The organism is Stutzerimonas sp. CXK-1 (assembly GCF_057738225.1).
Window position 1 is genome coordinate 562,522 of sequence record NZ_CM173217.1, and the last position, 12,508, is coordinate 575,029.

A 12,508-nucleotide genomic window follows, 5' to 3' on the forward strand; every position below is an offset into this window, starting at 1 on the left:
CTTATGGAATGGCTCAGCAACCCGGAGATTTGGGTCGCTTTCCTGACGTTGACTGCCCTGGAGATCGTCCTCGGCATCGACAACATCATCTTCATCTCCATTCTGGTCAGCCGGCTGCCCAAGGCCGAGCAGCCCCGCGCGCGCTTCTTCGGCCTGGCGCTGGCAATGGGCACGCGCATTCTCCTGCTGCTGTCGATCGCCTGGGTCATGCGTCTGACCAACGACCTGTTCAGCGTGCTCGGGCAGGGCGTCTCGGGCCGTGATCTGATCCTGTTCTTTGGCGGCCTGTTCCTGTTGTTCAAGAGCACCATGGAAATCTGGCACAGCGTCGAGGGCGAGGAAGAGGAGCAGTCGGCCGGCGGTGCGGCCAGGGCCAGCTTCATCGGTATCATCCTGCAGATTGCGGTGATCGATATCGTCTTCTCGCTCGACTCGGTGATCACTGCGGTCGGTCTGGTCGATCACGTGCCGGTGATGATCGCGGCGATCGTCATTGCCGTGCTGGTGATGATGGCGGCGGCCGGCACCATCAGCGACTTCATCGAGCACCACCCGACGCTGAAGATTCTTGCGCTATCGTTCCTCATCGTGGTCGGTACGCTGCTTATCGCCGAGGCCTTCGGCGTGCACGTGCCCAAGGGCTACGTCTATTTCGCCATGGCTTTCTCGCTGGGCGTCGAGGCGCTGAACATCCGCATGCGCAAGGCCATGCGGCGCAAGCTCAAGGAGCCGATGAAGCTCGGCAAGGACCTGCCGGACTGACCGTCCGGCCGCGCTGCAGAGGAGACCTCGCATGACACTGGAAACCTGGCTCGCCTTTTTCGTCGCCTGCTGGATCATCAGCCTCTCGCCAGGTGCCGGCGCCATCGCCTCGATGTCCTGCGGGCTGCAGTACGGCTTCTGGCGGGGTTACTGGAATGCCATCGGGCTGCAACTGGCGCTGCTGCTGCAGATCGCCATCGTCGCCGCGGGCGTCGGTGCCGTGCTGGCGACCTCGGCGCTGGCCTTCAGCCTGATCAAGTGGTTCGGCGTCGCCTACCTGCTGTGGCTGGCGGTCAAGCAATGGCGGGCAATGCCCGAGGCGCTGCAGGATCCTTCGCTCGGGCGTCCCATCGGCCGCCCGCTGAGCCTTGTGTTGCGCGGCTTTCTGGTCAATGCCAGCAACCCCAAGGCGATCGTGTTCATCCTCGCGGTGCTGCCGCAGTTTCTCGACCCGAAGGCGCCGCTGCTGATGCAGTACGTCGCGATGGCCGCGACCATGGTGGTCGTCGATTTGATCGTCATGGCTGCCTACACGGGGCTTGCTGCGCGTGTCCTGCGCCTGCTGCGCACGCCGCGTCAGCAGCGCCTGGTCAATCGTACCTTCGCCGCCATGTTTGCCGGGGCCGCCGCGTTGCTGGCCACCGTGCGCCGGGCGGCCGCATGACGCTGCCGGCACCGCTGCGGATTTGGATCGACGCCGACGCCTGCCCGCGGGCAGCGAAGGATCAGGTGGTCAAGTTCGCACTCAAGCGCGGTTTCGAGGTGCTGCTGGTCGCCGGGCAGAGTCAGGTCAAGCCCCCATTCGCCTGTGTCCGGTTGATCGTGGTCCCCAGCGGCCCGGATGCGGCAGACGATTACCTGGTCGAGCACGCCATGCCGGGTGAGCTGGTGATCTGCAGCGACGTGCCGCTGGCCGATCGGCTGGTGAAGAAGGGCGTCGCCGCGCTCGACCCGCGCGGGCGCGAATTCGACGAGCGCAACATGGGCGAGCGCCTGGCGGTGCGCAACCTGTTCAGCGACTTGCGCGATCAGGGCCAGATGGGCGGTGGGCAGGCCAGCTACGGCGAGCGCGACCGCCAGGCCTTCGCCAACGCGCTGGACCGCCTGCTTACGCGCTTGTCGCGGTCACGCTGAGGCGCGCCGTCAGCCAGTCGCGCAACGCCGGCAGGGGCAGCGGGCGGCTGAACAGATAGCCCTGGATGTAGTCGCAGCGATTGTCCTGCAGATGGGCCAGCTGCGTCCGGTCTTCCACCCCTTCGGCCACTACCTTGAGCTGCAGCTTGTGCGCCATCGCCACGATCGCAGCGGTGATGGCGCGGTCGTTGGCCTGTTCGGCGATCTCCCGAACGAAGGCGCGGTCGATCTTCAGCGTATCCAGTGGCAGCTTGCTGAGATAGGCCAGTGACGAGTAGCCGCTGCCGAAATCGTCGATGGATATCTTCAGGCCCAGCTGGCGCACCTGCTCGAGGTTGCGCACCGCGGCGACAAAGTCGTTCATCAGGGCGTTTTCGGTGACTTCGAGTGAAACCCGGCTCGGCGCCAGCCCGGTATCGGCCAGGATCCGCGCGACCACCTTCGGCAGGAAGGGACTGCCCAGGTTCAGGGCCGAGCAGTTGATCGCCACGCGCAGGTCGTGCCCGGCGGCGAGCAGCTCGACGAGATCCTGGCAGGCGCGCCGGGCAACCCAGCTGTCCAGCTCGCCGACGAAACCGTTGCGCTCGGCCAGGCCGACGAAGCGCTCCGGGCTGATGAAGCCCAGCTGCGGATGCTGCCAGCGCACCAGCGCCTCGAGGCCGATCGGCTGGCCGCTACGGCAATCGACGATCGGCTGGTAATGCACCGCCAGCTGGTTGCCGCGGATCGCCTGGCGCAGGTCCTGTTCGAGGGCGAGATTCTCACGCGCCTGTTGCTCGAGAGCGGGATCGAAGCGCAGCGCGCGGTTGCGCCCGCTGGCCTTGCACTGGCCGACCGCGAGCCCCGCGTGACGAAACAGCGTGTCAAAGCTGCTGCCGTCCTCCGGATACTGGCTGATGCCGATGCTCGCGGTCAGGCACAGCTGGACATCCTCGATCGGCAGCGGTGGCCGCAACTGTTCGAGGATGCGTCCTGCCAGTTCCTGGGCGGCCTGCAGGTCGCCAAGGGTGAGCACGCAAAATTCGTCGCCGGAAAAGCGCGCCAAGCGGTCATGCGTGCCGAGCACCGCGCGGATACGCTGGGCGACCAGTTGCAGCGCCAGATCACCGCTGCGATGACCGAGGCTGTCGTTGATGCGCTTGAAGTTGTCCAGGTCCACCACCAGTACGGCCAGGGCCTCGGCCTGCTCCCGTGCGACTAGCAGCTGGCTGACCATTTCGGTGAACGCCCGGCCGTTGAGCAGGTTGGTTAGCGGATCGTAGTGGGTCATCGCGTTGAGCTGGTGCTCGGCCCGGTGCAGCGCCTCGCGCTGTTCGCTGAAGCGTTGCTCGGCCCAGCTTGCGGCGATGCCGGCGACGATCACCAGCAGTGCCACCACGCCGATGGCCAGCGCCAGGGCTTGCTGGTGTCCGCTGCCGGCGTGCGTGGCGATCTGCAGCAGCAGGCTGCGCGGCACCGCCAGCACCAGTGCGTGCATGCCGGTGTAATGCATGGACACGATGGCCAGGCCCATGACCAGACCACAGGCGCCCCGTTGCCAGTGGTGGCTGCGGCCATGGTGTTCGCGGAAGTGGAAGCCCAGGACCAGCGCCACCAGCACGGCGGCGATGGCAATCAGGATCGACAGGCCGAAGGCCCAGGGCTCGTAGTGCAGCGTGGCCGCCGAGCGAATGGCCGCCATCCCGGTGTAGTGCATCGCGGCAATGCTGGTGCCGGCGGCGGTAGCCGCCAGGCCGTACTGCCAGCTGCGCAGGCGCTCGCGGCCGAGCAGGCGCATGACCAGGTAGGAGGTGGCCACGGCGATCACCAGCGAGAGCAGGGTAACCCGGTGATCGTAGGCAATATCCAGTGGCGCCTGAAACGCCAGCATCGCGATGAAGTGCATCGACCAGATACCGCCGCCCAGGGCTAGGGCGCCGACCCAGCGCCAATATTCGCGATAGCGCGCCTCAACGCTCTGGCTGACGCGATGCGCCAGAGCCAGCGCGGTGTAGGCCGCGGCGCTGGCGACCAGGTATGACAACAGCACCAGGCCGGGATCGTGCGAGGCGCCGGGCAGGGCGATCTGGTCTGGCGGCAGGGAGGACAGCAGCAGTCGGCTCATGGGCAGCACTCAAGGTCTGGGCGTCCTGCCTCACGAATAGTGGCAATAGGCTATTGCTTTGCGCGGCAAGTGGAAAGGGCCGCCGCTTCGCCTGTATCGGCCGCTCAGCCGCAGAGATAAGTGCCGGTGCCGACGGCGATCAACACGCCCGCTTCGTTGTGCAGTTCCGAGCGCACCACGGCGACCTTGTTGCCCGAGCGCAGCAGGGTGGCCGTGGCGCTGAAGCGCTGGCCTCGCCCGGGGCGCAGGTAGTCGATGCGCAGGTCGATGGTGCCCAGCCGCGCAAGCCGGATGGCGCGTTCGGATTCGTCCAAATGGCGGTGCCGATCGAACGCGCCGACCATTGCCATGGCCCCGCCGACCACGTCGAGCAGCGAGGCGATCACGCCGCCATGCAGGATGCCGTGGACGAAGTTGCCGACCAGTTGTGGCTGCATCGGCAGATGCATCACCACGCGCTCGGCGGAGACTTCGTCGAGCTCGATGCCCAGCTCCCGGTTGAACGGAATGCGCTCGAACAGCTGGCGTACGGCTTCGTGTTCGGACAGGCTCAGTTCACTGTGCTCGCTCATGGCCGCGCTCCACAAAAATGAAACGTCACGCTGCATCAGAGTAGGCGGTCGGCGCCAGAGGCGGGGCAGCTGCGGCGGGGCGATTGGCCGGATCACCCTTGCTCGGGCGGCCCGCTGGCGCGGCCCGCCCGGTCGGCGTCAGGCTTCGTGGGTCAGCTCGAGTACGCGGTCGACCAGCTTGTAGATGCCGCCGGCGGCCTCGCTGATCGATTCGGCGAGCATGTAGGCAGGCGTGGTGACCAGCTTGTGCTTGGTGTCCTCGACGATGTCGTTGACTTCGCAGGCCTGATGCTCGACGCCCATCTGCACGGCTGCCTTGGCTGCATCCGCCTCGTCGCTGCCGAGCGTGCAGACCACGCCCTGGCCGAAGATCTGCGCCGCCATCGTCGGTGCGATGCACATCATGCCGATCGGCTTGCCGGCCTGGGCGAATGCCTGGGCCACGCGCAGCACCTCCGGAAGCACCGTGCAGTTCGCCCCGGCGCTGGCGAAATCGGAAAGATTCTTCGCCGCACCGAAGCCACCCGGCAGGATCAACGCGTCGAAGTCCTCGGCGCGCGCCTCGCGCAGGTCCTTGATATTGCCGCGTGCCAGGCGCGCGGACTCGACCAGCACGTTACGGCTCTCGTTCATCTCCTCGCCGGTCATGTGATTGACCACATGCGCCTGCGCGATGTCGGGTGCGAAACACTGCACGGCGGCGCCACGCTGGTCCAGGCGCAGCAGGGTAGCGACGCTTTCGTAGATTTCCGAGCCGTCGTAGACACCGCAGCCGGACAGGATCACGGCGACTTTCTTGTTCATGGCGATACTCCTGGAATGGTTCGACGCCCCGGGGCCGGGGCTGGCGTAAAGGCGATGCTAAAGCCTGCAGAGCATGGAGGTAAGCCCTGCCTAGGCGTTGGATGGCGGGCGGGCACGGCCGTTCCTTCGAGTGCGCGGCGTTCGCCGAGGTGCGCGGACAAAGCACTGGCACAGGCGCCACGGGCTGGCCATAATGTCGGATTCGCGGTGGCGTCGCCTGTTGTAACAGTTCTGTCATGCCGCCGGCCTATATATGTCACATTCGCGCCCGCTCTGCGGGCCAGGAGTCCGTTGTGAGCTTCGTTCCTGCCGATCGACTTTTTCCCGCCACTCGCCTGCGTCGCAATCGTCGCGACGATTTCTCGCGTCGCCTGGTGCGCGAGAACGCGCTGACCGTCGACGATCTGATCCTGCCGGTGTTCGTGCTCGACGGCGAGAACCGCCGTGAGAGCGTGCCGTCGATGCCGGGCGTCGAGCGGCTGTCGATCGATCTGCTGCTCGAGGAGGCCGAAGAACTGGTTGCGCTGGGTATTCCGGCACTGGCGCTGTTCCCGGTCACGCCGCTGGAGAAGAAGTCGCTGGACGCCGCCGAGGCCTGGAACCCGGAGGGCATCGCCCAGCGTGCCACGCGTGCCCTGCGTGAGCGCTTTCCGGAACTCGGCATCATCACCGATGTGGCGCTCGACCCCTTCACCACTCACGGGCAGGACGGCATCCTCGATGAGCACGGCTACGTGCAGAACGACATCACCGTCGATGCGTTGGTGCGCCAGGCGCTGTCGCATGCCGAGGCCGGCGCCCAGGTGGTCGCGCCTTCGGACATGATGGACGGGCGCATCCAGGCCATCCGCGAAGCGCTGGAGGTGGCCGGCCATCACAACGTGCGCATCATGGCCTACTCGGCCAAGTACGCCAGCGCCTACTACGGCCCGTTCCGCGATGCCGTCGGTTCGGCCGGCAACCTCGGCAAGAGCAACAAGAATACCTACCAGATGGATCCGGCCAACGGCGACGAGGCGCTGCACGAAGTCGCCGCGGACCTGGCCGAAGGCGCCGACATGGTCATGGTCAAGCCGGGGCAGCCGTACCTGGACATCGTCTGGCGCGTGAAAGAGGCGTTCAAGGCGCCGACCTTTGTCTATCAGGTGAGCGGCGAGTACGCCATGCACATGGCGGCCATTCAGAACGGCTGGCTTTCGGAGGCGGTCATCCTCGAGTCTTTGGTCGGCTTCAAGCGCGCCGGAGCCGATGGCATCCTCACCTACTTCGCCAAGCACGCCGCACAACAATTGAAACGGGGCCAGTGAGCCCGAGGCACTCATGAATCAGGGACTCAGCGAAACGCAGTTGCAGATCGATGAAACGCAGGAGGCGCTGCCGGCCCAGGCCGGCGTCGAGGTGCCCGTGCCCGAGACGCCGGCAGTCGAGCCGGAAGCGGCTCCGGTCGCGCCGGTTCCGAGCCTGGACGACACCAGCCTGTACATCCATCGCGAGCTGTCGCAGCTGCAATTCAATATCCGCGTGCTGGAGCAGGCGCTGGACGAGTCCTACCCGCTGCTCGAGCGGCTGAAGTTCCTGCTGATCTTTTCCAGCAACCTCGACGAGTTCTTCGAGATCCGCGTTGCCGGCCTGAAAAAACGCGTCACCTTTGCCCGCGAGCAGGCCGGCGCCGACGGCTTGCAGCCCCATCAGGCGCTGGCGCGAATCTGCGAGCTGGTGCATGAGCAGGTCGACCGGCAGTACGCGATTCTCAACGAGGTACTGCTGCCGGAACTGGCCAAGCATCAGATCCGCTTCATTCGTCGACGCCACTGGACGGCCAAGCTCAAGGCCTGGGTGCGGCGCTATTTCCGCGACGAGATCGCGCCGATCATCACGCCCATCGGGCTCGACCCGACGCACCCCTTTCCGCTGCTGGTGAACAAGAGCCTGAACTTCATCGTCGAGCTGGAAGGCATCGATGCGTTCGGCCGTGACTCCGGGCTGGCGATCATTCCGGCGCCGCGCTCGCTGCCGCGGGTCATCCGCGTGCCGGAGGAGGTCAGCGGGGCGGGCGATCACTTCGTGTTTCTGTCGTCGATGATCCATGCACACGCCGACGACCTGTTCCACGGCATGCGGGTCAAGGGCTGCTACCAGTTCCGCCTGACGCGTAATGCCGACCTCTCGGTCGATACCGAGGACGTCGAGGACCTCGCACGTGCGCTGCGCGGCGAGCTGATCTCGCGGCGCTACGGCGATGCGGTGCGCCTGGAGGTGGTCGACACCTGCCCGAAACACCTGGCGGACTTCCTGCTCAAGCAGTTCGGCCTGGCCGAAAGCGAGATGTATCGGGTCAATGGCCCGGTCAACCTGACCCGGCTGTTCAGCGTCACCGGCCTGGACAGTCATCCGGAGCTGCAATACGCGCCGTTCACCCCAGCGATCCCCAAGCTGCTGCAGAACAGCGAGAACATCTTCAACGTCATCAGCAAGCAGGACATTCTGCTGATGCACCCGTTCGAATCCTTCACGCCGGTGGTCGACCTGCTGCGTGAAGCGGCCAAGGACCCGCACGTGCTGGCCGTCAAGCAGACGCTGTACCGCTCGGGCGCCAACTCGGAGATCGTCGACGCCCTCGTCGAGGCGGCGCGCAACGGCAAGGAGGTCACCGCGGTGATCGAGCTGCGTGCGCGTTTCGACGAGGAATCGAACCTGCAACTGGCCAGTCGGCTGCAGCAGGCCGGCGCCGTGGTGATCTACGGTGTGGTCGGCTACAAGACCCACGCCAAGATGATGCTGATCCTGCGTCGCGAAAACGGCGAACTCTGCCGCTACGCGCACCTGGGTACCGGCAACTACCACGCCGGCAACGCGCGCCTGTACACCGACTACAGCCTGCTGACCTCCGATGACGCGCTGTGCGAGGACGTCTCCAAGCTGTTCAGCCAGCTGATCGGCATGGGCAAGGTGATGCGCATGAAGAAGCTGCTGCATTCGCCGTTCACCCTGAAGAAGACGCTGCTCGACCTCATCGCGCTGGAGACGCAGCATGCCGCCGAGGGCAAGCCGGCGCACATCATCCTCAAGGTCAACGCGCTGACCGACGCGAAGATGATCAAGGCGCTGTACAAGGCCAGCCAGACAGGCGTGCGTATCGACCTCATCGTGCGGGGCATGTGCTGCCTGCGCCCGGGCATCGCCGGGGTATCGCACAACATCCAGGTGCGCTCGATCATCGGACGCTTCCTCGAGCACAGCCGGGTGTTCTATTTCCACAACGACGGCGACGAAAAGCTCTACCTGTCGAGTGCCGACTGGATGGAGCGCAACCTCGACCGACGGGTGGAAACCTGCTTCCCGGTCGAAGGCAAGAAGCTGGTGACGCGGGTGAAGAAGGAACTCGAGGCCTTGCTGACCGACAACACGCAGAGCTGGATCCTGCAGCCCGACGGCAGTTACGTGCGCAACAGCCCGAGTGGCAATCAGCTCGCGCGCAACGCCCAGAACACCCTGCTCGAGCGGCTCAGCAACACCACGGGGCGTTAACGGCGGCGGCTGCGCGCAAACGAAACGCCCGGCTTTGGCCGGGCGTTTTCGTCAGCGCAGGTCTCGATCAGCGCACATCCAGCGTGAAATCGATGCGCTTGAGCCACTCGGCTTCCTGGGCGAAATCGGCGGCGGTCAGCGGGTTGCTACCCAGCCAGCCCTCGGGAAACAGCACGTGCAAGCAGTCGCCGTCGGCCCTGAGCTGGTAGTCCGGCGCCTGCTGCGGGCCGCGGATGTGATGGAAGAGGATGGCGAAGCGCAGCAGTACGCAGAGGCGGGTCAGCTTGACGCCGTCCTCGCTGAGCTCTTCGAACTTGGCCTTGGGAATATTGCGGCGGTGGCCGCGGACCAGCAGTGCCAGCATCTGCTGGTCCTGGCGCGAGAAGCCGGGCAGGTCGGAATGCTCGATCAGGTAGGCGCCGTGCTTGTGGTAGTGGTAGTGGGCAATGTCGAGGCCCACCTCGTGGATGCGGGCCGCCCAGCCGAGCAGTTCACGCAGACGCTCGTCGTCCAGGCCCCAGTCGGCCGCCACCTGGTCGAAGGCTTCCAGTGCCTTGGCTTCGACGCGCGCGGCCTGTTCGGTGTCGACGTGATAGCGCTCCATGAGAAAGCTCAGCGTGCGATCGCGCACATCCTCGCGGTGATGTCGGCCGAGCAGGTCGTAGAGCACACCCTCGCGCAGCGCGCCTTCGGAATGACTCATGCTCTGCAGCTCGAGCGCGTCGAAAATGGCCTCGAGGATGGCCAGGCCGGCCGGGAACACGCCGCGGCGGTCCGGCTTGATGCCGTCCAGTTCGATGCGCTCGACATCGCCGAGCTTGAACAGGCGACCCTTGAGCCAGGCGATCCCGCCCGGGTTGACCTCGCCGTTGCCCTGGCCGCCGGCCTGGATAGCCTGCGCCACGGCGCGGATCGTGCCGGAGGCACCGATGCTCTGCTCCCAGCCCAGCCGGCGCAGGCCCTGCTCGATGCCCATGAGTTCCAGGCGCGCCGCTGTGTAGGCCTGCGCGTAGCGGGCCGGGGTGATCTTGCCATCGCGAAAGAAGCGCTGGGTGTAGCTGACGCAGCCCATCTGCAGGCTCTCGCGCAGCTGTGAATCGAAGTGCTCGCCGATGATGAATTCCGTGCTGCCGCCGCCGATGTCCGCCACCAGGCGCTTGCCGGGCGCGCCGGGGTAGGTGTGGGCGACGCCGAGGTAGATCAGGCGGGCCTCCTCGCGACCGGAGATCACCTCGACCTGATGGTTGATGATCGATTCGGCGCGGCGAATGAACTCGGCACGGTTGCGCGCCTCGCGCAGGGCGTTGGTGCCGACCACGCGCACCGCGCCTTCGGGCAGATGGTTGACCAGCTGGGCGAAACGCCGCAGGCAGTCCAGGCCGCGCTGCATGGCGGCCTCATCAAGCACCCGCTGTTCGGTGATGCCGGCGGCCAGCTGCACCTTTTCGCCGAGCCGCTCGAGGATGCGCAGTTCTCCGTTACTGGTACGGGCCAGAACCATGTGGAAGCTGTTCGAGCCCAGGTCGAGGGCGGCGATCAAGGGAAAGGCGTCAGAGGAGGTCGTGCGCATGAATGGATCTCGGTGCGGAACCGCAACATCGTGACATGATCGACAGCCCATCGCCAACGCAGGGCGACGTCGTGCCGCTGTAGCGGGCATCCTCGTGTGGAATGTCCGGGCGATGGGCTGTGGCTTTCGGTCCGTCGGCAACGGGGCTATGATGACGCCCACTTTCAGTTCGGAACCTGGAGATCATCCATGAGCGAGTACATCCACAATGTTACCGACACCAGCTTCGAGCAGGACGTGCTCCAAGCGGACGGTCCGGTGCTGGTCGACTACTGGGCCGAATGGTGCGGTCCCTGCAAGATGATCGCTCCGGTGCTCGACGAGATTGCCAAGGACTACGAGGGCAAGCTCAAGGTGTGCAAGCTGAACATCGACGAGAATCAGGAAACCCCGCCCAAGTACGGCGTGCGCGGCATCCCGACGCTGATGCTGTTCAAGAACGGCAACGTCGAGGCGACCAAGGTTGGCGCGCTGTCCAAGTCGCAGCTGGCGGCGTTCCTCGATAGCAACATCTGAGCCTTCTGGTTCGACCAAAGCCCCCGCCGCCGCGGGGGCTTTTTTATGGAAGCAGGGTGGACGCTTGCTCCATGCGGTGATAAATTCGGCCCCGCGACGCATTCTTCCGTCGCCCTCTTGCATGTCGTCGCCGACGCACTTCAGCCTCTTGAAGCATAACGAACTCTCGTTCGTCTCCTGCAGCTCGGCCGCCCAAGCCAACGCTTCCATACCCCTTCCTGATCTTTCTATGAATCTGACCGAACTCAAGCAAAAGCCCATCACCGAACTGCTGGAAATGGCCGAACAGATGGGCATCGAAAACATGGCCCGTTCGCGCAAGCAGGACGTGATCTTTTCCCTGCTCAAGAAGCATGCGAAGAGCGGCGAAGAGATTTCCGGTGACGGTGTGCTGGAGATCCTGCAGGACGGTTTCGGCTTCCTGCGCAGCGCGGATTCCTCCTACCTGGCCGGCCCCGATGACATCTACGTCTCGCCGAGCCAGATCCGCCGCTTCAACCTGCGCACGGGTGACACCATCGTCGGCAAGATTCGCCCGCCGAAGGAAGGCGAACGCTATTTCGCCCTGCTGAAGGTGGACTCGATCAATTACGATCGTCCCGAGAATGCCAAGAGCAAGATCCTGTTCGAGAACCTTACTCCGCTGTTCCCCAATGAACGGCTGAAAATGGAGGCCGGCAACGGCTCCACCGAGGATCTCACCGGCCGCGTGATCGACCTGACCGCGCCGATCGGCAAGGGCCAGCGCGGCCTGATCGTCGCCCCGCCGAAAGCGGGCAAGACGATCATGCTGCAGAACATCGCGGCCAACATCACCCGCAACAATCCCGAATGCCACCTGATCGTCCTCCTGATCGACGAGCGTCCGGAAGAAGTCACCGAGATGCAGCGCACCGTGCGCGGCGAAGTGGTCGCCTCCACCTTCGACGAGCCGCCGACCCGCCACGTGCAGGTCGCCGAAATGGTGATCGAGAAGGCCAAGCGCCTGGTCGAGCACAAGAAGGACGTGGTCATTCTGCTCGACTCCATCACCCGTCTGGCGCGCGCCTACAATACCGTGATCCCGAGCTCCGGCAAGGTGCTGACCGGTGGTGTCGACGCCCATGCGCTGGAAAAGCCCAAGCGCTTCTTCGGCGCGGCGCGCAACATCGAGGAAGGCGGCAGCCTGACCATCCTCGCCACCGCGCTGGTGGAAACCGGCTCGAAGATGGACGAGGTGATCTACGAGGAATTCAAGGGCACCGGCAACCTGGAGCTGCAGCTGGACCGCCGCATCGCCGAGAAGCGCGTGTTCCCGGCGATCAACATCAACCGCTCCGGCACCCGCCGCGAGGAGTTGCTGACTGCCGAGGACGAGCTGCAGCGCATGTGGATCCTGCGCAAGCTGCTGCATCCGATGGATGAGATCGCAGCCATCGAGTTCCTGCTCGACAAGCTCAAGGACACCAAGACCAACGACGAATTCTTCATGTCGATGAAGCGCAAGTAAGCGTCGGGTCGTTTCACCGAGGCCGGGGA

Annotated in this window: 11 protein-coding genes; 7 read left to right on the forward strand and 4 right to left on the reverse strand. The window is 65.2% G+C overall.

Going from position 1 to position 12,508, the window contains the following annotated elements; translation table 11 throughout:
• Positions 1–3 precede the first annotated feature (3 nt).
• From AC0KXH_RS02735 to AC0KXH_RS02745, 3 genes are read left to right on the forward strand one after another with little or no spacing between them, the layout of a single operon-like run.
• A complete protein-coding gene (locus tag AC0KXH_RS02735) occupies positions 4–762 on the forward strand; it encodes a TerC family protein (protein WP_043218259.1) in 759 nt (252 codons plus the stop codon).
• Between the two features lie 31 nt (positions 763–793).
• Positions 794–1,426: a LysE family transporter gene (locus tag AC0KXH_RS02740; protein ID WP_488224114.1), complete on the forward strand. Its 633-nt coding sequence runs from the start codon at positions 794–796 to the stop codon at positions 1,424–1,426.
• 14 nt (positions 1,427–1,440) lie between these two features.
• Entirely contained in the window at positions 1,441–1,896 is a 456-nt protein-coding gene (locus AC0KXH_RS02745; RefSeq protein ID WP_043222886.1) for a YaiI/YqxD family protein, read from the forward strand.
• Here AC0KXH_RS02745 and AC0KXH_RS02750 read toward each other — a convergent pair.
• The 3 genes from AC0KXH_RS02750 to elbB form a co-directional block, all read right to left on the reverse strand.
• On the reverse strand, positions 1,871–4,000 hold the full coding sequence (locus AC0KXH_RS02750; protein ID WP_488224115.1) for a putative bifunctional diguanylate cyclase/phosphodiesterase: 2,130 nt from the start codon (positions 3,998–4,000) through the stop codon (positions 1,871–1,873). The genes AC0KXH_RS02745 and AC0KXH_RS02750 overlap by 26 nt on opposite strands.
• Before the next feature lie 104 nt (positions 4,001–4,104).
• Positions 4,105–4,572, reverse strand: coding sequence for a thioesterase family protein (locus AC0KXH_RS02755; RefSeq protein ID WP_043218262.1), 468 nt, complete (start codon positions 4,570–4,572; stop codon positions 4,105–4,107).
• A 138-nt stretch (positions 4,573–4,710) separates the two neighbouring features.
• Entirely contained in the window at positions 4,711–5,376 is a 666-nt protein-coding gene (elbB, locus tag AC0KXH_RS02760) for an isoprenoid biosynthesis glyoxalase ElbB (protein ID WP_061337887.1), read from the reverse strand.
• A gap of 293 nt (positions 5,377–5,669) precedes the next feature.
• Here elbB and hemB point away from each other — a divergent pair, with 293 nt between their 5' ends.
• Positions 5,670–6,683, forward strand: a complete 1,014-nt coding sequence (gene hemB, locus AC0KXH_RS02765) for a porphobilinogen synthase (RefSeq protein ID WP_043218266.1) — start codon at positions 5,670–5,672, stop codon at positions 6,681–6,683.
• A 13-nt stretch (positions 6,684–6,696) separates the two neighbouring features.
• A complete protein-coding gene (ppk1, locus tag AC0KXH_RS02770) occupies positions 6,697–8,904 on the forward strand; it encodes a polyphosphate kinase 1 (protein ID WP_043218268.1) in 2,208 nt (735 codons plus the stop codon).
• Between the two features lie 67 nt (positions 8,905–8,971).
• Here the strand turns inward: ppk1 and ppx are convergent, their stop codons facing one another.
• A complete protein-coding gene (ppx, locus tag AC0KXH_RS02775) occupies positions 8,972–10,474 on the reverse strand; it encodes an exopolyphosphatase (protein ID WP_061337886.1) in 1,503 nt (500 codons plus the stop codon).
• A 189-nt stretch (positions 10,475–10,663) separates the two neighbouring features.
• On the opposite strand from ppx, the gene trxA reads away from it, so the two are divergent.
• Entirely contained in the window at positions 10,664–10,990 is a 327-nt protein-coding gene (gene trxA / locus AC0KXH_RS02780; RefSeq protein WP_043218273.1) for a thioredoxin TrxA, read from the forward strand.
• 229 nt (positions 10,991–11,219) lie between these two features.
• On the forward strand, positions 11,220–12,479 hold the full coding sequence (gene rho, locus AC0KXH_RS02785; RefSeq protein WP_043218278.1) for a transcription termination factor Rho: 1,260 nt from the start codon (positions 11,220–11,222) through the stop codon (positions 12,477–12,479).
• Positions 12,480–12,508 lie beyond the last annotated feature (29 nt).